The sequence below is a fragment of the Cellulophaga sp. RHA19 genome (genome assembly GCF_002813425.1).
Classification (GTDB): Bacteria; Bacteroidota; Bacteroidia; order Flavobacteriales; family Flavobacteriaceae; genus Cellulophaga.
The window spans coordinates 971,812-989,820 of record NZ_PHUL01000001.1 but is presented as its reverse complement, the minus strand read 5'-3'; the positions used below and the strand labels follow the sequence as shown (position 1 = coordinate 989,820).

Below are 18,009 nucleotides of genomic sequence, written 5' to 3'. Positions count from 1 at the left end.
TCCCACATGCACCACAGTGATTTTTACTAAATCTTATTCTATTTTATTGAATTTTAGCAGCTTAAACCCCTAAAACATTACATTAAGAAGCAAACCTAAAACAACCTAAACCAAGGGTAATTAAAATTATTCGTCCCCTGATTCGTCCCCTATAGTCAGATTTTAATATATATTTGCTTTATGTCAAAAGCTAAATTTATACTTAAAGAACCTAACGCAAAAGTAGAAACGCTAATATATTTGGTTTACAATTACCAATATAAAAGGTTTAAATATTCTACAGGAGAAAAGATAAATCCTAAGTTTTGGAATAAATCAACACAAAGGGTTAAGGCATCGAAGCAGTTTATTGAATACCCCGAATTTAATTCTAGACTAGACATAATTGAAAATGGAATAAACACAGCTTTTAGAAAATTACTAAATGATGGAGTACAGCCAGATAATAAAAATTTAAAATCTGCACTAGAAGAAGAGTTGTCTGATAATTTTATAAAAACCAAAAAAACAACTTTTTTTGACTTCATAGAAAGTTATATTGAAGAAAGTAAATCTTTAAAAAAGATAGGCACTATAAAAGTTTATAACACTACGTTTAGATACTTAAAAGAGTATGCACAAAAGTACAAGCCTATTGACTTTGATTCTATAACTTTAGAGTTCTATAACAGCTATTTAACATACTTAACTAAAGACTTTAACCTATCTTCTAATACTGTAGGTAAACATATTAAGACTATTAAATCTTTTATGAACGAAGCTACAGAAAGAGGTCTAAACACAAATTTAGAGTTTAGAAAGCGAAAGTTTAAAACTATAAGAGAAGAAGCAGACACTATTTATTTAAATCTAGACGAGTTAAAAAGTATTGAGAAATTAAAGCTAGATGCAAGTCCTAGACTTAAAAAAGTTAGAGATTTATTCTTAATCGGCTGTTATACTGGTTTGCGTTTTTCAGACTTTACCCAAATAAAACCCGAAAACATTTCTACTGATATATCAACGCTTCAAATAAGAACTCAAAAAACAGGTCAAAGAGTAACAATACCCATTCATAAAACGGTTAAAAGAATACTTAATGAATACAATAATTTACTTCCTAAAGCGTATACTAATCAAACAATGAATGATTATTTAAAGGAGATTGGAAGTATTGCTGGTATTAAAGAAATTGTAGAAACAACAATTACAAAAGGTGGTAAAATAGAGAAAACAGCTCAACCAAAATACAAACTAATTTCAACCCATACAGCTAGGAGAAGTTTCGCCACTAACCTATATCTAGCAGAAGTTCCATCTATTTCAATTATGAAAATAACAGGACACAAAACAGAAAAATCATTCTTACAATATATAAGAGTTTCCCAAAAAGAAAACGCTGACAAACTACTAACACACCCATTTTTTAACTAATGATAAAACAGCCCCAAAATTATTTCATAGATGCTTTTAAAAAAAGACTCTTAGAAGTTGACAATAAAGAGTTTTTAATTGAAAATGAAATTAGCCTAATTGAAAGTTATGTAAATAAACCTATTGCTATAAATGAAATCAATAGCACTAAAAGTGTTTTTGACTTAAGCAATCTAGGTTCTTCTAAAATTATTAGTGAGGTTTTTAATGAGTATATGCTAAATGGTTCTATTGATAACCTTGAGCCTTACAGTGACCCATTTAAAGCTAATTATGTTGAAACTGGTTTGTTATTTGTTAAGTACTATAAATGGCTAAGAGAAATAAAAAAACAACCAGTTAATCAACCTAGAAAACAAAAATTAACACAAAAGCAAAAACTGTTAGCATTACACTATTTAGGTGTTGATTTTAGTAAATATGATAATTCTAGTTTAGCTAAGATTCTATCTCAAGTATTAGATTTAGGGGAAGAAAACATAAGAAAAAACTTATCATATGTTTCGGCTGGTAAAAATGATGTTAGAACTGAATCTAATTTAGACAAAGTTTTTCAGTTATATAAAAGTACTGGTTTAGACAGTATTTCTAACAGTATAAATAAAGATTTAGAAAAAATGAAATAAAGGTTGTGGTTACCCCACTACCCACCACTCGCTAGTTTCCAAAGCATATTTGCGTCAAAAATAATTAAATACGATTAAAAATGACAAAAGTAATGCTAAGTACATTAGAGCTTTCCGACATTAAAAAAGTTGTTGAGGAAGTTATTGAAAACAAGTTGAAAAACTTAAACCCTCCTGAAAAGGAGGGTCTAAAACTCTTATCAAGAAAAGATACAGCTAAACTACTTTGTATCTCGTTGCCCACACTTCACGATTGGACAAAAACAGGAGTTGTAAAAGCTCATAGAATTGGGAACAGAATTCTTTACAAACTGGAAGAAGTTAATGATGCTTTAAACTCAATTAAAACATCAAAAAATGAAGGGGGGTTATTATGCTAAAAAAGAAAAACGACTATTCGGTAATTGTATTTTTTGAAGAAGGAACTAAGCCCAAAAAATGGAGTTATGTCCATAAGCTAAACGGCTTCTCAATGTTCCTTAAAAAGAGCCATCCAAATTGGCAGTATATGAATGTCTACAATAGAAGAGCAGGAACTTTTATGCGCAGATTTCAGAGAGACAGTTTCATCCCTCCATTCATTACGGAGTAATTTCTTTTTTTTTAACCTTTAAAACTAAGCACCTTTAATTACAACCATCAGTAAAAACCTTTTAATGGTTTTAATAAATGTGCAACGATTCAGATTATGATAGTCAAGAACACTTATGGCACAAGCGTGGCATTTACAACCAAAATGTTTGGGGTAATTCCTAAAGATGAATTTACAGGCTCTGCGCTACAACGCAAAAAGCAAGAACCTAGTAAAAGAAAATCTAAGAAACCTTTAAAAGCGAGCGGAGAGGTAAAACTCCGCTCACTTTCTAAACGGTCTAAACAGAAAATAAGAAAGAAAATAACTTGCTTTGCTAGGTGCTACAAGCGTTTAAGTTTTGTTACACTTACTTTTTTAAATAAAGTTGAAGACAAGCAAGCTGTAGACTTACTACGTAAATTTTTAGATAACGTAAAAAAACGTAGTAAAGATTTTCAATATGTATGGGTTGCAGAACGCCAAGATAAAAACACCGAGTTTGTAGAAAATGTACATTTCCACATTATCACTAACAAATATTGGAAAATAGACAAGTGGTGGAATTACTGGTTAGACCTACAGCGCAAAAATGGAGTTTTACCAAGAGATAAAAACTTTAAACCCTCTAGTGCTTTTGATGTAAAGCAATTAAACTCTAGCAACATTAAATCTATTGCATCCTACGTAACTAAATATGTTACTAAAAATAATGCAGGTTTTAAATGTCAGGTTTGGAACTGTTCTAAGCGTATTTCAGAACTATACACAGACTTTTACACTACTACTGAGTTTACAGACCAGTTCAAGCGATTAAACGCAGTAATGAAAGAATTTGACATAAAAGACCAAAACAAAAAACCCTTTTTAAATATCAAGATGATAAACTTAAACAGGCAAACATTACCACTTTACAAAAGATTAGACGATAAAAACAAAGCAATAAAATAATAATTATGAAAAAATTACAAGAAGAAAACATAGTAGATAATTACCAATATGATGTTAATATTAGAGGAGAACTCTTTATAACCTTAGAAGAATCTAAAATTTCTAGTAACGCAGAACATTACAAAAAGAACACTATAGCTGTATATGAGTGGGAAGATTGTAAGTATTGTATTGTTGTATATGAATATAAAAAAAATACAATTTTAACTTTTTTAGAGGATGGTATAATTTCAAACAGTCAATTTTTAATTAAGGATAGAAATGTTTTTGAATATCTTAAAAGAGAAGATTTAAGCAAATATGTTAACTATCAAATTATTGATTTACTTTTTTCATATTTTGATTATTAAAAAATTAAAGTCCTGTAGTTAACTACAGGATTTTTGTGTTTTTATTATTATACTTTTATTACTCCATAAGCCTAGCTAACCTGAACACTTCCTCTCCATCTGTAGTCAAACTATATAAATCCCCTATTCCTCCAAAGCTTTGTTCTTTATGAACTACAAGACCTAATTCAATTAGTTTATTCATTTTGCTATCCCTCTTATCTATAAAATCATTCTTTTTTATATCGACTGCTCTTTTTTTAAAATAGCTAAGCATATCAATATCTATTAATTTTTTTAACAATTTTTCTGCTTCACCAGAAACCTCCTTTAGTTTGTTAGAATTCTCTTTTATACTCTCCCCCTTTTTTTTTACCTCTATAATTTCCTCTTCTAAACTTTTAATTCTAATTTCAAGCTTTGACTTTGATTCTCTTTCTTTATCAAGTCTAAGTTGTAAAGTATCTCTTTCGTTTCGAACTTCTTCGTGAATGGACTTAAGCACAATTGATTTAGAATCTGTTTTTTTATAAACCCAGGGTTTTAATTGTTTCTCTGAAATATTTATAATAACTCTAGATATATTTAAAACTAAATATGTGATTGTTAACACAAGAAAAGTCCATCCAATATTCCATAATACTCCTTCAGTGAAAGAATGAGTATTGTAATATGATTTAACAAAGTCAATTTTATTCGCTAATTTATAGGTGTTATCAAAATTAAAAAGTGAGTATACCAATTCCCAATTTCTCAGCACCCATATAAAAATATAGGTTCCCAAAAATGGATTTCTTGTTTTTTCCTTAAAATTATCACTGAATGAAACTAAGATATCTTTAAACATTATCTCTTAAGGTTTAATTTAAGTAAAACAAATTTACCTAAATGTTCAGTATTGATTTTAAAAAAAGAAAGAATTGATTGGATATCTTAATTATTTCAGTTAAATAAATAAAACAAACAGCAAGAGTTAAAATCAAAACAATTAAAAAGGTCACAACTTTTAAAGTTTTTAGTTTCTTATATTGATTTTGAAGAGAAATATCTTTAAGATTCTCTAATTGAGATTTTATTCCTCTTAAATCCTTAACGTTTTTAATTTTATCTTCGTACCTGTTTATCTCTTCTTTAATGGAATCGAGAGATTCTTTAATGTTTTTAAAAAATATTTCCCATATAATAAAGGTAAATAGATATCCTAAAAACATTAGACTAATATTTTTAGGTAATGAACTATTTTCGTAGTCTAGTCTACTTGTTAGAAAAACAAATGCAACGGGGATAGCAAATAAGTAATTCGAAACTTTTCTAATTGTTTCATTTATTTTTTCTGATAATTCTTGAAAATGTTCTATTGATGAGGTTTTAATTTTTTCAAAGGAAAATCCTTCTAGATAAATATTAAAACTATGCGTATAATTTTCATTAATGATTATCCACTCTTTGATTATGGAGCTGTATTTATTGTCTCTACTCGAAGAAAAATCAGCTAGGTTATTTACGAATAATTTTTTTCTATCCTCTTTATGAATTCCATTTTTAATGTCTTCAATAAATTTACTCATCTCTTTTAGATTAGATGACTTAAGGTCATCATAATTGTAATCTATAGGGAGCTTTAGACTTCGGTTTACCTTATGAAAGTATAATGTTAAATTTCCGGCTGTAGAATTTTTGTTATCCGCTATTTCACATAAAAAAGCAATAAAATTAATATTGGTTAGGTAAGCTTGCATTAATGGGTGCTCTAGGTTTTCTGAATCACTTACTTTTTCATCATAAATATAAAACTTGTCTAAATCAAATGAATATTTATTATTTATAATAAAATCTGAAAAAGATTCAAAATAATTAGGAATTTCCCCTATCGCAAATTGTATAAATATTTTTTTGTTTTTTAGTGTATGTAGTTGGTCGGGTAAATATAGTTTCTTGTTAATGTCTTTAATTTCAGCTATACAATCTTCTAATTTTTGAAGTAAAATTATTTGTCTCTCGGTAAGTCGCGCAATTTCTCCAAATAAATTTGAATCGTTTTTTTTAATTTTCAATAAGTCTTTGCGTATTGCGACAAAATCATCTAATTCCATTTTTAGAAATTTTTAAGAATATCAGCTGGAATATCTTTTATAATAATGTCGTTCCCTTCTTTAATAATTTTATTCGATTTTATTAAGTCTCTGTTAAATTCAAGTAAGTATCCTTTTTCTCTGACTATTATTCTATTGAGAAATTTTAAATGAGCTTTTTGTGTTACTCTAAAAACCCCACTTACTTCTAAATCATCTCTTTCTGAAATATATTCAATAAAATCATCTGGTTCAATTTCATTAACTAGTACTGAAATTGCTCTAAGTTCAAGGTCTTGGTCATCCCCTACTTTTTTTAATGAATAATTTCTTACTTTACTATAAATACTCCTTTTTTGGTCATCATTATAACCTTTATCAGCCATATAGGATTGTAAAGCAACTTTTAACTTATCAGTGTTTTGTTTTGAGGATGTTAAATCTGTGCTTCCGATAAATCTCTGAAAGTAACGAGATATATTTCTCGTTCCCTTTATGAAAGATAAATATTGTTCCCCTCCAGCTTTCCATTTGTTGATGTTAACTCTATTTGCCCTTGCAAGTCTATCAATGTCTAAACCTAGTAATTTTTTAATTGTAAGATCGATATCATCTACAGAAAATTGATTAGAATTATCCAGCATAACAGATGTTAAAAAGTCAAAACCTTTTTCTGTATAATGAATAAAAACAACATAGCCACCTGTAGTAGTCGGTCCGCTAATCTCCTTTTCTAAAATCTTCATAGATTTAACAGTGAAATCTAAGAAATCACCACCTGTTACATAATTATTAATATAAGTTTGAAAAGGGTAAAGAGTCAAGTCAGCTTCAAAGATTCCATAAGTAGGATTTTTAGATGAATAACTTTTTATTATCCTCTGCACAAATTCTTCTGTAGTCGGGTTAATCGGTAATAAAGATTTAGATAATTTTAGTGAAGGCTTCCCTAGTTTTTCTTTTATCACTTGGTGTAAAACAATTTTATTTAGTTCCATTTAATCAATTAATTTGTTTGGTAAAATTTATTAAATAAATATCATTGGAGGGAAGTGATATTATAACTCAATAAAAGTAAATAAAATCTTACTGATAAAAAAAATAATTATTCGTCCCCTGACTTGTCCCCTAAAAAGAAAAAAGCCTCGTAAACTATTAGTTTACAAGGCTTTAGCAATGTTAAAAGTGGTCCCACATGGGCTCGAACCATGGACCCCCTGATTATGAGTCAGGTGCTCTAACCAGCTGAGCTATAGGACCCGCAAATTGCGGATGCAATATTACTATTTATTTTGTTACAATCCAAAAGAAGATTGTAGTTATATTAACTTTTTTATTTTAATGGTGCTGGTGCTTCTTGGCAAAGCTCTATTAATGTGCCGTTTGTACCCTTTGGATGTAAAAAAGCAACTAGTTTATTATCTGCACCTTTTTTAGGTGTTTCGTTTAAAACCACAAAACCTTCGGCTTTTAAACGTGCAATTTCTGCAACAATATCATCTACTGCAAATGCTATATGGTGTACACCTTCGCCTTTTTTAGCTATAAATTTTGCAATAGGGCTATCTTCTTTAGTTGCCTCTAACAGTTCAATTTTATTTGGGCCTTGCATAAAAAAAGAGGTTTTAACACCCTCAGACGCTACTTCTTCTTCTTTATAACTTGGTGTGCCCAACAATTTTTCAAACAGCAAATTAGACGCTTTTAAATCTTTAACTGCTATTCCTATATGTTCTATTTTTTGCATAATCTATCTTTAAAAGTATAAAGGCTAAAATTACAACAATTAATCTTTTAGCTAATCCCCTAGGATACTAGGCTAAGGTATAGGACTCTAATAATATAAATTGTACTTTTGCCCTATGGAAACTCAAAGACAGAAAAAAATAGGAGGCGTAATACAAAAAGATATCGCAGATATCTTACAACGCGCGGTGATTGATGGTGGTTTGCGTGGTACACTTATATCTGTTTCTAAGGTGGTTGTTACTACAGATTTATCTATAGCTAAAGTATATATTAGTATTTTTCCGCATAAAAATGCAGACGAACTTTTAGAAGGTATACGATCTAACCAACCATTAATAAAACATGAACTTGCACAACGTACCAAAAACCAATTGCGTCGTGTACCAGAATTGCTATTTTTTATAGACGATTCTTTAGAGTACATAGACGGTATAGAAAAATCTTTAAAGGGAGAGGATAACCCTATAGAAAATCCAGATTTACTAGAACGCAGAAAAAAATCTTAAGATTGAATTTTCCGCTATACATCGCTAAGCGATATGTACGTTCTAAAAGCAGTCAAAACGCTGTAAACATTATCAATTTTATTACATTTTTAGTAATTGTTATTGGTTCTGCAGCGCTTTTTATTGTATTATCTGGCTTTGCCGGATTAAAAACGTATAGCCTTAGCTTTAGTGAAAGTTTTGATCCTGACTTAAAAGCTTCTCCATTAACCGGAAAATTTATATCGGTTTTACCAAAACAAGAAACCAAATTACATAATATAGAAGGTGTACTTTCTTTTTCTAAAGAACTAGAAGAAAAGGTATACTTTTTACATAACGAAAAAAGCCATATTGGCTACATTAAAGGTGTAGATAGCAATTATAACAAAGTTACAAGCGTAGATAGTACTTTGTACTTTGGTGAGTGGTTACTAGACAGCCAAAGGGGTGTAGTAGGTATTGGTATTGCTAATTTACTAGGCTTAACAGTTAATAATTACAGAAGTCCGTTGCAAATATTGGTGCCAAAACCTAAAAAAGGTGCTGTTAACCAAGGCGGATTTAATAAAACGCCATATAACCAACATAATGTTGTAGTTAGTGGTATGTATAATGTTGCAGAGGACTTAGATAAAAAGTATCTTTTTACAAGTTTACCAGTTGTACAAAAACTACTAGAAAAAGATAGCTTACAGATTTCTGCTATAAATTTTAAGATTGATGGTTCTAAAGATATTGGCAGTATTAAAAAAGAAATTGCTGCTGTTTTTAATCAAAATGTAATTTTAAAAGACAGACAAGAACAAAATAGCACCTTACACCGTATGCTAAACACAGAAAACTTAGCTACATACCTAATTTTTACATTAGTGCTTATAATTGCCTTATTTAATGTTGTAGGTGCAATTATTATGATGATTTTAGATAAAAAAGAAAACTCTAAAACATTATACTACCTTGGGGCTACTATTAAGGAGTTGCGCAAAATTTATTTTGTACAAGGCACACTTGTTACCAGTATTGGTGGTCTGGTTGGTGTTTTTATAGGATCATTACTTATATGGTCTCAACTTGCTTTTGGATGGCTTAAAATAAATGCTTTTTTAGCATACCCAGTAGAGTATAAACTACTAAACGTTGTTATTGTTTTAGCTACTATTATTGTACTAGGATTAATATCTGCTAAAATTGCAAGTAGTAGAATTAGTAAAAAATTAATTACACAATAAAACACTTATTTTAGGTCTGTACATAACAAAAAGCTACACCTTATACTACTTTCTAAGTATTTAAAATAAAAATTAAAAGTGCTATTAGTTAATACTTTAGATTAAGAAAACTGATGATCACCAAACTTATCTAAAACCTCATCAAAAGTAGCAAAAACATCTACAGAGTCGTCACTAGTTACCATTTTCATACGGTACTGTTTAAAATCTGGTATTCCTTTAAAATAGTTGGTATAATGCCTACGGGTTTCAAAAACACCTAGTTTTTCTCCTTTCCAATCTATAGACATTTGTAAGTGTCTACGAGCAGCGTCTACGCGTTCTTGCATTGTTGGTGGTGCTTTGTGTTCTCCTGTTTTTATAAAGTGTTTAACCTCATTAAAAAACCACGGATAACCAATACTTGCTCTACCAATCATTGCACCATCTAAACCGTATTCATCTCTCATTTTTACAGCAGCTTCAGGAGAGTCTACATCACCATTGCCAAAAACAGGTATATGCATACGCTGGTTATTTTTAACCTGTGCTATAGGTTTCCAGTCTGCATTACCTTTATACATTTGTACTCTGGTTCTGCCGTGTATTGCTATTGCAGCACAGCCTACATCTTGTAAACGTTCTGCAACCTCAACAATTTTTATAGAGTCTGCATCCCAACCTAAGCGGGTTTTTACCGTAACAGGTAATTTGGTATGCTTTACCATTGCATCGGTAAGCTTTACCATTAAATCTATGTCTTTTAAAATACCTGCACCAGCACCTTTACTTACTACCTTTTTTACAGGGCAACCAAAGTTAATGTCTATAATATCTGGGTTAGATTTTTCTACAATCTCTACAGAGCGCAACATAGAATCTAAGTTTGCACCAAAAATTTGAATTCCTACAGGTCGTTCTTTCTCATAAATATCTAATTTCATAACGCTTTTTGCAGCGTCACGTATTAAACCTTCTGATGAAATAAACTCTGTATACACAACATCTGCTCCTTGTTCTTTACACAAAGCTCTAAATGGTGGGTCGCTTACATCTTCCATTGGTGCTAACAACAACGGAAATTCTGGTAACTGTATGTCTCCTATTTTTGGCATTTGGCAAATTTACAACATATCCGCTACCTAAAAAACAGAAAACATTCTATCTTAGCCTTATGCCATTACAATTTTTACTGCCTTATGAGCCTGTGGTTTTTGGTTACCACTTAAACGTACACCTTATTTTAGAGTATTTGGCATTTTTTATTGGCTTTAGATATTACGTTTTTCTACGTAAAAATAGTACAGATGCAATTAGTAGCTTAAATAGATTATCTATACTAATAGGTGCTGTTTTTGGTGCGCTATTTTTATCTAGGCTTATAGGTTTTTTAGAAAACCCTCCATTGCACGCTACACAAGGTTTTATTGCTATTGTAAACAATAAAACTATAATGGGTGGTTTATTTGGTGGATTATTAGGGGTAGAAATTGCTAAAAAAATAATTGGAGAGAAAACGTCTTCTGGCGATTTGTTTACACTACCTATAATTGTAGGTATAATTATAGGCCGTATTGGTTGTTTTTTATCTGGTATTAAAGAGTTTACTTATGGTGTGCAAACTTCTTCAATCTTTGGTTTAGATTTAGGTGATGGCGTTCTAAGGCACCCTATTGCGCTGTATGAAGTTGTGTTTTTAATACTACTCTTTATCGCTCTAAAAACACATCAGAATAAAAAAATAAGTATAGAGAACGGTAGTTATTTTAAGTTTTTTATGATTGCGTACTTCTTATTTCGTTTTTGTATTGAATTTTTAAAACCAAATGAGTTTCTAATATTAGGACTAAGTAGTATTCAATATTTATGCGTAATTTGTTTTTTATACTATTATAAATTCATCTGCAAAACACTCTTATATGTCGCAAAAAAATTACACTTATTATGATTTTACATTAAGCCTTTGTCCAGATTGTTTAAGGCGCGTAGATGCTAAAATTGTTTTTGAGAATGATAAGGTGTATATGCTTAAAAACTGTAAAGAACACGGTAGGTCTAAGGTTTTAATTGCTGATGATATTGAGTATTATAAAAATATAAGAAACTACAATAAAGCGTCTGAGTATCCTAAAACATTTAACACGCAAACGCATTATGGTTGCCCGTACGACTGTGGTTTGTGTCCAGATCATGAACAACACTCTTGTTTAACCGTTGTAGAGGTTACAGACCGTTGCAACCTTACTTGTCCTACTTGCTACGCAGGTTCTTCGCCAACATATGGCAGACACAGAACATTGGAGGAAATTAAAAAAATGTTAGATGTTATTGTAAAGAATGAAGGTGAGCCAGATGTGGTACAAATTAGTGGTGGTGAGCCTACTATACACCCTAATTTTTTTGAAATTATGGACTATGCCAAGTCTTTACCCATTAGACATTTAATGGTAAATACAAACGGTATTAAAATTGCTAAAGATGTTGCTTTTGCAGAAAAATTAGCAACGTACGCACCAGATTTTGAAATTTATTTGCAGTTTGATTCTTTAGACAATAATGTATTACAAACCCTTAGAGGTGCAGACTTAGCAGATACACGCTTAAAAGCCATAGAAAACCTTAACAAGTTAAATTTAGCTACAACTTTGGTAGTTACACTGCAAAAAGGGTTAAACGACCACGAAATGGGTAAAACCATAGATTTTGCCTTAAAACAAAAGTGTGTTAGGGGTGTTACTTTTCAGCCAACACAAATTGCTGGTAGGTTAGAGAATTTTGAGGTTGATGAAAATAGAATTACACTTACAGAAGTACGCCGTAATATTTTAGAGCAGTCTCCAATTTTTGAACCAGATGATTTAATTCCGGTTCCTTGTAACCCAGATGCTTTGGTTATGGCTTATGCTTTAAAACTAGGTGATGAGGTTAGCCCGTTAACACGTTATATAAATCCAGATGATTTACTAAACGAAGGTAAAAACACCATTATTTATGAGCAAGATGAAGCTTTACACGGTAAAATGATAGAGCTGTTTAGCACAGGAAACTCTGTAGATAAGGCCTCAGAAAATTTAAAATCTATTATGTGTTGCTTGCCAGAGATTGATGCGCCAGAACTAGGATATGACAACCTTTTTAGAATAATAATTATGCAATTTATAGATGCACATAATTTTGATGTACGTGCCATTAAAAAATCTTGTGTACACATTGTAAATAAAGATTATAAAATTATCCCTTTTGAGACTATGAACCTCTTTTATAGAGATGATAAAATAGACCGACTTAAAGAACTACAAAAAGAAAACGCATGATACAGTTATTACCTTTAGAGGTGGGTGGCCTTGGTGGCTTGGTAATTTTAATAGTGCTAATTATGTTTGGCCCTGCATTGTTATTTTTAATTATTGCTTTTGTAATGCTAGGGCAAAAAAAGAAAAAAGCAGCTAAAATATTTTTTATTTTAACTGGCGTTTACCTGCTTATAAGTCTGGGTGTTTGTGGTGCAATGATGACAGGGTATTAAATAAATAGTATAGATGATAAATGCAATACTGTTAAATCAAAGTCCCAACGGCAATGGTGACTACCTAACCCTTATAATACTTATTATTTTAGCGTTATTATCACCTGCAATAATTTGTATAACAGTAGGCTTATTTTTACGTAAAAAGAAACCCAAAACAGCCAAAACACTTTTTATAATAGCGGGTGTATACTTGGTTGTTGGTATTGGACTTTGTAGCGTTCCTAGTTTTTAAACATAAAAAAAGCGGAAATTCAATTAAGAATTTCCGCTTTAACAATTTATAGTTGTTAGCTAGTGTTATCGCTTATTCGTTAGAAGCCATTAATGCAAAAAACTTATCTATGTTAGGTAAGATTACAATACGTGTTCTTCTGTTTTTAGCTCTGTCTTCTTTAGTGTCATTAGACGCTAAAGGAATATAACTACTTCTACCAGATGCAATTAATTTTTCTGGAGCTACGTTATATTTAGTTTGTAATTTACGTACAATAGATGTTGCTCTTAATACACTTAAGTCCCAGTTATCTGTTACTTTAGGAGTACTAATAGATCTAGAATCTGTGTGTCCTTCTACCATAACTTCAATACTTGGCTCAGAGTTAATAACGTCTGCTAATTTTTGTAAAATAGCATCTGCTTTGTTGCTTACGTTGTAGCTAGCAGTGTTAAATAATAACTTATCAGAAATAGAAATCATAACAACTGTATCATCAATATCAATTGCAATATCATCATCTTCGTTTAAGCTATTTGTACCAATAGATTTTTTTAAGTTATGAGACAATGCTAAGTTCATAGAATCTTTAAGTGTTTTTGCACCCATTAATTGTTCTGGACTAACATTTTTTAAAGTCTCGCGCATTTTAGCTTTAACGTTATTACTAATAACTGCACCATCTGCAGAAATTAATTTTGCATCGTTATCTTCTGTTAATGCGTTTATTTTAGAATTATAATCAGCAACTCTTGCTTCTATTTTAGCAAATTTAGCTTCTAACTCTTCCTTTTCTACTGCAGTCTTGGTTAATTGACTTTTAGTTTCACCGTGAGCTTGTTGTAATTCTACATATTTCTTTTTAGAAACACATGATCCCAATAAAACTACTGCAGCTAGTGCTAATGATATTTTCTTCATAATTTTTGTTTTGTTCTAAGGTAGATACGTAAATAAGTCTGAAATAGATTTTTTAATTTTTAAAACGAACCCTTAAACACTGAAAACAAGTAAGTTAAAATGTAAATTTATTTAAAAATAAAACTACATTAAGCTATATTTTTAAGTTAAAAGCAGCTTATAACCTTATAAAACTGATATTGATTTGCATTTTTAACTATAATTAAGCAAAATTCTTAATTAATTTTAGATGTGCTTTAAACTTAGACCCTTATAACCTGTAAAATATAAACTATATTTGCAGCTACTTTAGTACTATATATGAAGAATATTCGAAATTTTTGCATTATTGCACACATAGATCACGGTAAAAGTACCTTAGCAGATAGACTTTTAGACTATACTGGTTCTGTAACAGATCGTGAAAAACAAGATCAGCTTTTAGATAGTATGGATTTGGAGCGAGAACGTGGTATTACCATAAAATCGCACGCCATACAAATGGACTTTGAATATAAAGGAGAACAATTTGTTTTAAATTTAATTGACACTCCTGGCCACGTAGATTTTAGTTACGAGGTGTCTAGATCTATTGCTGCTTGTGAAGGTGCTTTATTAATTGTAGATGCTGCACAAAGTATACAAGCACAAACTATATCTAACTTATATCTTGCTTTAGAAAACGACTTAGAGATAATTCCGGTTCTAAATAAAGTAGATTTACCTAGTGCAAACCCAGAAGAAGTTACAGATGATATTGTAGAACTTTTAGGTTGTGCTCCAGAAGATGTAATACACGCAAGTGGTAAAACCGGCTTTGGTGTAGATAATATTTTAGCTGCTGTAATAGAACGTATTCCTGCGCCTGTTGGTGAAATAGACGAACCTTTACAGGCTTTAGTTTTTGACTCTGTTTATAATCCTTTTAGAGGTGTAGAAACTTATTTTAGAGTTATAAATGGTGAAATTAAAAAAGGACAAAAGATAAAATTTGTAGCTACAGATAAAAGTTATTTTGCAGATGAGGTTGGTACCTTAAAGTTAACGCAGGTAATTAAGAAAAGTGTAAAAGCTGGTGATGTTGGTTACTTAATTACAGGTATTAAAGATGCTCGTGAGGTTAAAGTTGGTGATACTATTACAGACTCTGTTAACCCAACAAAAAATGCAATTGCAGGTTTTGAGGATGTAAAACCAATGGTATTTGCTGGTATTTACCCTGTAGATACAGATGAGTTTGAAGAATTACGTTCTTCAATGGAAAAATTACAGCTAAATGATGCTTCACTGGTATTTGCACCAGAAAGTAGTGCTGCACTTGGTTTTGGCTTTAGATGTGGATTCTTAGGAATGTTACATATGGAGATTATACAAGAACGTCTGGAGCGCGAGTTTAATATGACTGTAATTACTACTGTACCTAACGTTAGTTACCACGCATTTACACGTAAAGACCCAGATATTCCTCTTATTGTTAATAACCCTACAGACTTACCAGACCCATCTAGTATAGACCGTGTAGAGGAACCATATATTAAGGCTACAATTATTACAAAGTCGGACTTTGTTGGTAATGTAATGTCTTTATGTATAGAAAAACGAGGACAAATTACAAACCAAACGTATTTAACGCCAGAGCGTGTAGAGCTATCTTTTGATATGCCACTTGCTGAAATTGTTTTTGATTTTTATGATAGATTAAAAACAGTTTCTAAAGGATATGCCTCTTTTGATTATACGCCAATTGGTATGCGTACCTCTAAATTAGTACGTGTAGATATTTTATTAAATGCACAACCGGTTGATGCTTTATCTGCTCTTATACACGCAGACAATGCAGTACATATTGGTAAAAAAATGTGCGAGAAGTTAAAAGAGTTAATCCCAAGACAACAGTTTGATATTCCTATACAAGCTGCTATTGGAGCAAAAATTATCTCTAGAGAAACAACAAAAGCATTACGTAAAGATGTTACCGCTAAATGTTATGGTGGTGATATATCTAGAAAGCGTAAACTTTTAGAAAAACAGAAAAAAGGTAAAAAACGTATGCGCCAGGTTGGTAACGTAGAAGTACCACAAGAAGCTTTTATGGCTGTGTTAAAACTTAACGATTAATACAACTACCTTATACAAAACAAAAACCTTCATTTAAAAAATGAAGGTTTTTTATTTTATTGCTCTAACCATTTTCTAAATTCTGCTGTGGTAGATGAGCTTGTCATTACTTTTTCTTTTACACCAACCATTTTTAATAATAATCGGTTTTTAAAATGACTTTCTATATTGTCTATAAAATCTATACTTATAATTTGGCTTCGGTTTATTTTAAAAAATTTATTAGGGTGTAATTGTTGGTGTATTGTGCCTAAATTTAAAGATATTGTATGTCTTTTTCCTTTTGCATCTGTAGCAATACAAAAATCTCCTGATGCTTCTATAGTGCTAATTTCGGACACATTTAATAGTTGTATACCATTTGCTTTTTTAATTACAAACCTTGTTTTGTAATTGTTATGCTCTTCTTGTAAAGCAATTTTAAGGTTTGTAAGTGTTTTTGGTGATAAAGAGTTGTAATCTCCTTTTGTAAATAGTGCTTGGTATTTTTCTAGTGCCTTTTTAAAATCTAATTGTGTGTATGGCTTTAAAATATAAGCAATGCCATTTGTGTTAAATGCCTGAAAAAGATACTCATCATGCGCAGAGCAAAATATAATTGGCGCATCTATATTAACCTCATTATACAAATCAAAAGAAACACCATCTAATAATTGAATATCAGACAAAATAAAATCATATGTATTGCTCTTTAAAAATAGCTTACCTTCTGCGTTAGATCTTGCCCAGTCATACACAACCTCATCATTAAAATAATCTTTAACAAAAGAAAGTAATTTTTGAAAAGCTGGTATTTCATCCTCTAAAATTAAAATTTTCATTGCTTTTAATTGTCTTCAATTAATTTAATTACTGGAATAGAAACTGTAAATTCCTTATCAGTATTTATAATAATCACCTCTTTATCTGATAGTAATTTATAACGTGCTTTTAAATTATCTATACCTATACCAAAAGATTCGTTTTTAGGTATTATACTAGATTTAGTATTACTTACTTTTAAAGCGTTTTCCTCCACACAAATTACTGTTTTTATACTAACACCTGCACTAGGTTTGTTATGCTTTACAACATTCTCTAACAAAGCTTGTATGGCTCCTGTGGGTATAAATTTATCGTTTATAGTTGTTTCTTTTTCAATTTTAAAATCGTAATCGTTACCAAAGCGCGTTTTTATTAAAAACATATAGTTTTCTGCAAGTTGAATTTCTTCAGCCAACTCCATAACCTCTGCATCTTTTGTTTTTATTAAATACCTGTATATTAATGACAAACGATTTATATATTCTTTTGCTCTTTGGGTATCACTATCTATTAAAGAATCTAATGTATTTAAGTTGTTAAACAAAAAATGAGGATCTATTTGTGAACGTAGTAATTTAAGCTCGTTTTCTTTTTGCTGTTTTTCAAACTTTAACAATTGGTTTTGCCCTTCGTAGAACTTTTTAGTAAGCAATAATGCAAAAGGAAAAGCACTATCACTGGCACCTCTGTTTATCATATCTATTACAAAATCTAAACCCGTTGGAAACTTACTCCAATCGTTTTCTCCTGTCCAATACCCTACTGTAAATTGAATTCCTGTAAGTGTCACTAAAATAACAATACCAAAAATTGCAAATAGCACGTACTTTTTTTCTTTTACAAACTTGGGTATTAGCCAAAAAACAAACAAGAAAATAATACTACTTATAGTTATTAAATCTGTTGGAAAATCTAGAAGATACTCCTTCAACATAGCGTCTTTATTATAATATTCTAAACCTTGAATAGAAAAAGAAATTATAAAATAAACTACCATAAGTAGTATATCTGATTTGTTTATTTTTTTGTTCATTAAA

At 30.5% G+C, this 18,009-nt stretch carries 20 protein-coding genes and 1 tRNA gene; 12 read left to right on the top strand and 9 right to left on the bottom strand.

What is annotated here, in order from left to right; translation table 11 throughout:
• Positions 1 to 180 precede the first annotated feature (180 nt).
• From AX016_RS04320 to AX016_RS04295, 5 genes are all read left to right on the top strand, one after another.
• The gene (locus AX016_RS04320; RefSeq protein ID WP_100894443.1) at positions 181 to 1,413 is read left to right on the top strand and encodes a tyrosine-type recombinase/integrase; all 1,233 of its coding nucleotides are present in this window, start codon (positions 181 to 183) and stop codon (positions 1,411 to 1,413) included.
• A complete protein-coding gene (locus AX016_RS04315) occupies positions 1,413 to 2,039 on the top strand; it encodes a hypothetical protein (protein WP_100894442.1) in 627 nt (208 codons plus the stop codon). Before AX016_RS04320 ends, AX016_RS04315 begins: the two co-directional genes overlap by 1 nt.
• An 80-nt stretch (positions 2,040 to 2,119) precedes the next feature.
• Positions 2,120 to 2,419, top strand: a complete 300-nt coding sequence (locus AX016_RS04310) for a helix-turn-helix domain-containing protein (protein ID WP_100894441.1) — start codon at positions 2,120 to 2,122, stop codon at positions 2,417 to 2,419.
• Positions 2,420 to 2,727: 308 nt separating this feature from the next.
• Positions 2,728 to 3,561, top strand: coding sequence for a rolling circle replication-associated protein (locus AX016_RS04300; protein ID WP_157811080.1), 834 nt, complete (start codon positions 2,728 to 2,730; stop codon positions 3,559 to 3,561).
• Positions 3,562 to 3,566: 5 nt separating this feature from the next.
• Entirely contained in the window at positions 3,567 to 3,911 is a 345-nt protein-coding gene (locus AX016_RS04295) for a hypothetical protein (protein WP_100894438.1), read from the top strand.
• Positions 3,912 to 3,969: 58 nt separating this feature from the next.
• Here the strand turns inward: AX016_RS04295 and AX016_RS04290 are convergent, their stop codons facing one another.
• From AX016_RS04290 to mce, 5 genes are all read right to left on the bottom strand, one after another.
• Positions 3,970 to 4,737 (bottom strand): hypothetical protein, encoded by a 768-nt coding sequence (locus AX016_RS04290; RefSeq protein WP_100894437.1) that lies wholly within the window; start codon positions 4,735 to 4,737, stop codon positions 3,970 to 3,972.
• Between the two features lie 37 nt (positions 4,738 to 4,774).
• Positions 4,775 to 5,983: a hypothetical protein gene (locus AX016_RS04285; RefSeq protein WP_100894436.1), complete on the bottom strand. Its 1,209-nt coding sequence runs from the start codon at positions 5,981 to 5,983 to the stop codon at positions 4,775 to 4,777.
• 2 nt (positions 5,984 to 5,985) lie between these two features.
• The gene (locus tag AX016_RS04280) at positions 5,986 to 6,960 is read right to left on the bottom strand and encodes a nucleoid-associated protein (protein WP_100894435.1); all 975 of its coding nucleotides are present in this window, start codon (positions 6,958 to 6,960) and stop codon (positions 5,986 to 5,988) included.
• 188 nt (positions 6,961 to 7,148) lie between these two features.
• Positions 7,149 to 7,222: transfer RNA gene (locus tag AX016_RS04275), tRNA-Ile, on the bottom strand.
• Between the two features lie 73 nt (positions 7,223 to 7,295).
• A complete protein-coding gene (gene mce, locus AX016_RS04270; protein WP_100894434.1) occupies positions 7,296 to 7,709 on the bottom strand; it encodes a methylmalonyl-CoA epimerase in 414 nt (137 codons plus the stop codon).
• A 115-nt stretch (positions 7,710 to 7,824) separates the two neighbouring features.
• Between mce and rbfA the strand changes: the two genes are divergently transcribed.
• The gene (rbfA, locus tag AX016_RS04265) at positions 7,825 to 8,217 is read left to right on the top strand and encodes a 30S ribosome-binding factor RbfA (RefSeq protein ID WP_100894433.1); all 393 of its coding nucleotides are present in this window, start codon (positions 7,825 to 7,827) and stop codon (positions 8,215 to 8,217) included.
• A gap of 2 nt (positions 8,218 to 8,219) precedes the next feature.
• Positions 8,220 to 9,428 (top strand): ABC transporter permease, encoded by a 1,209-nt coding sequence (locus tag AX016_RS04260; protein ID WP_100894432.1) that lies wholly within the window; start codon positions 8,220 to 8,222, stop codon positions 9,426 to 9,428.
• A gap of 101 nt (positions 9,429 to 9,529) precedes the next feature.
• Here AX016_RS04260 and dusB read toward each other — a convergent pair whose 3' ends face one another.
• Positions 9,530 to 10,522: a tRNA dihydrouridine synthase DusB gene (gene dusB / locus AX016_RS04255; RefSeq protein WP_100894431.1), complete on the bottom strand. Its 993-nt coding sequence runs from the start codon at positions 10,520 to 10,522 to the stop codon at positions 9,530 to 9,532.
• A 59-nt stretch (positions 10,523 to 10,581) separates the two neighbouring features.
• Between dusB and AX016_RS04250 the strand changes: the two genes are divergently transcribed.
• Genes AX016_RS04250 through AX016_RS04235 form a run of 4 tightly spaced genes read left to right on the top strand, consistent with a single transcriptional unit; the run spans position 10,582 to position 13,168 of the window.
• Complete coding sequence (locus AX016_RS04250) at positions 10,582 to 11,355, top strand: prolipoprotein diacylglyceryl transferase family protein (protein WP_100894430.1); 774 nt, start codon at positions 10,582 to 10,584, stop codon at positions 11,353 to 11,355.
• Entirely contained in the window at positions 11,327 to 12,721 is a 1,395-nt protein-coding gene (locus tag AX016_RS04245; protein ID WP_100894429.1) for a radical SAM protein, read from the top strand. The genes AX016_RS04250 and AX016_RS04245 overlap by 29 nt, the downstream gene beginning before the upstream one ends.
• Positions 12,718 to 12,933, top strand: a complete 216-nt coding sequence (locus tag AX016_RS04240; protein ID WP_100894428.1) for a hypothetical protein — start codon at positions 12,718 to 12,720, stop codon at positions 12,931 to 12,933. Before AX016_RS04245 ends, AX016_RS04240 begins: the two co-directional genes overlap by 4 nt.
• 13 nt (positions 12,934 to 12,946) lie before the next feature.
• Positions 12,947 to 13,168 carry a hypothetical protein gene (locus AX016_RS04235; protein ID WP_100894427.1) on the top strand — a complete coding sequence of 74 codons (222 nt, stop codon included), beginning with the start codon at positions 12,947 to 12,949 and terminating at the stop codon, positions 13,166 to 13,168.
• Positions 13,169 to 13,240: 72 nt separating this feature from the next.
• Here AX016_RS04235 and AX016_RS04230 read toward each other — a convergent pair whose 3' ends face one another.
• On the bottom strand, positions 13,241 to 14,071 hold the full coding sequence (locus AX016_RS04230; protein ID WP_100894426.1) for an OmpA/MotB family protein: 831 nt from the start codon (positions 14,069 to 14,071) through the stop codon (positions 13,241 to 13,243).
• 300 nt (positions 14,072 to 14,371) lie between these two features.
• Here AX016_RS04230 and lepA point away from each other — a divergent pair, with 300 nt between their 5' ends.
• Positions 14,372 to 16,168 carry a translation elongation factor 4 gene (gene lepA, locus AX016_RS04225; protein WP_100894425.1) on the top strand — a complete coding sequence of 599 codons (1,797 nt, stop codon included), beginning with the start codon at positions 14,372 to 14,374 and terminating at the stop codon, positions 16,166 to 16,168.
• Positions 16,169 to 16,224: 56 nt separating this feature from the next.
• Here lepA and AX016_RS04220 read toward each other — a convergent pair whose 3' ends face one another.
• Complete coding sequence (locus AX016_RS04220; protein WP_100894424.1) at positions 16,225 to 16,989, bottom strand: LytR/AlgR family response regulator transcription factor; 765 nt, start codon at positions 16,987 to 16,989, stop codon at positions 16,225 to 16,227.
• A gap of 5 nt (positions 16,990 to 16,994) precedes the next feature.
• On the bottom strand, positions 16,995 to 18,005 hold the full coding sequence (locus AX016_RS04215) for a sensor histidine kinase (protein WP_100894423.1): 1,011 nt from the start codon (positions 18,003 to 18,005) through the stop codon (positions 16,995 to 16,997).
• Between the last annotated feature and the right edge of the window lie 4 nt (positions 18,006 to 18,009).

What these genes read in the sequence shown, in the direction of transcription:
- AX016_RS04320 (WP_100894443.1), top strand. Translation starts at nt 181, where the DNA reads ATGTCAAAAGCTAAATTTATACTTAAAGAACCTAACGCAAAAGTAGAA.
- AX016_RS04315 (WP_100894442.1), top strand. Translation starts at nt 1,413, where the DNA reads ATGATAAAACAGCCCCAAAATTATTTCATAGATGCTTTTAAAAAAAGA.
- AX016_RS04310 (WP_100894441.1), top strand. Translation starts at nt 2,120, where the DNA reads ATGACAAAAGTAATGCTAAGTACATTAGAGCTTTCCGACATTAAAAAA.
- AX016_RS04300 (WP_157811080.1), top strand. Translation starts at nt 2,728, where the DNA reads ATGATAGTCAAGAACACTTATGGCACAAGCGTGGCATTTACAACCAAA.
- AX016_RS04295 (WP_100894438.1), top strand. Translation starts at nt 3,567, where the DNA reads ATGAAAAAATTACAAGAAGAAAACATAGTAGATAATTACCAATATGAT.
- AX016_RS04290 (WP_100894437.1), bottom strand. Translation starts at nt 4,737, where the DNA reads ATGTTTAAAGATATCTTAGTTTCATTCAGTGATAATTTTAAGGAAAAA.
- AX016_RS04285 (WP_100894436.1), bottom strand. Translation starts at nt 5,983, where the DNA reads ATGGAATTAGATGATTTTGTCGCAATACGCAAAGACTTATTGAAAATT.
- AX016_RS04280 (WP_100894435.1), bottom strand. Translation starts at nt 6,960, where the DNA reads ATGGAACTAAATAAAATTGTTTTACACCAAGTGATAAAAGAAAAACTA.
- mce (WP_100894434.1), bottom strand. Translation starts at nt 7,709, where the DNA reads ATGCAAAAAATAGAACATATAGGAATAGCAGTTAAAGATTTAAAAGCG.
- rbfA (WP_100894433.1), top strand. Translation starts at nt 7,825, where the DNA reads ATGGAAACTCAAAGACAGAAAAAAATAGGAGGCGTAATACAAAAAGAT.
- dusB (WP_100894431.1), bottom strand. Translation starts at nt 10,522, where the DNA reads ATGCCAAAAATAGGAGACATACAGTTACCAGAATTTCCGTTGTTGTTA.
- AX016_RS04250 (WP_100894430.1), top strand. Translation starts at nt 10,582, where the DNA reads ATGCCATTACAATTTTTACTGCCTTATGAGCCTGTGGTTTTTGGTTAC.
- AX016_RS04245 (WP_100894429.1), top strand. Translation starts at nt 11,327, where the DNA reads ATGTCGCAAAAAAATTACACTTATTATGATTTTACATTAAGCCTTTGT.
- AX016_RS04240 (WP_100894428.1), top strand. Translation starts at nt 12,718, where the DNA reads ATGATACAGTTATTACCTTTAGAGGTGGGTGGCCTTGGTGGCTTGGTA.
- AX016_RS04235 (WP_100894427.1), top strand. Translation starts at nt 12,947, where the DNA reads ATGATAAATGCAATACTGTTAAATCAAAGTCCCAACGGCAATGGTGAC.
- AX016_RS04230 (WP_100894426.1), bottom strand. Translation starts at nt 14,071, where the DNA reads ATGAAGAAAATATCATTAGCACTAGCTGCAGTAGTTTTATTGGGATCA.
- lepA (WP_100894425.1), top strand. Translation starts at nt 14,372, where the DNA reads ATGAAGAATATTCGAAATTTTTGCATTATTGCACACATAGATCACGGT.
- AX016_RS04220 (WP_100894424.1), bottom strand. Translation starts at nt 16,989, where the DNA reads ATGAAAATTTTAATTTTAGAGGATGAAATACCAGCTTTTCAAAAATTA.
- AX016_RS04215 (WP_100894423.1), bottom strand. Translation starts at nt 18,005, where the DNA reads ATGAACAAAAAAATAAACAAATCAGATATACTACTTATGGTAGTTTAT.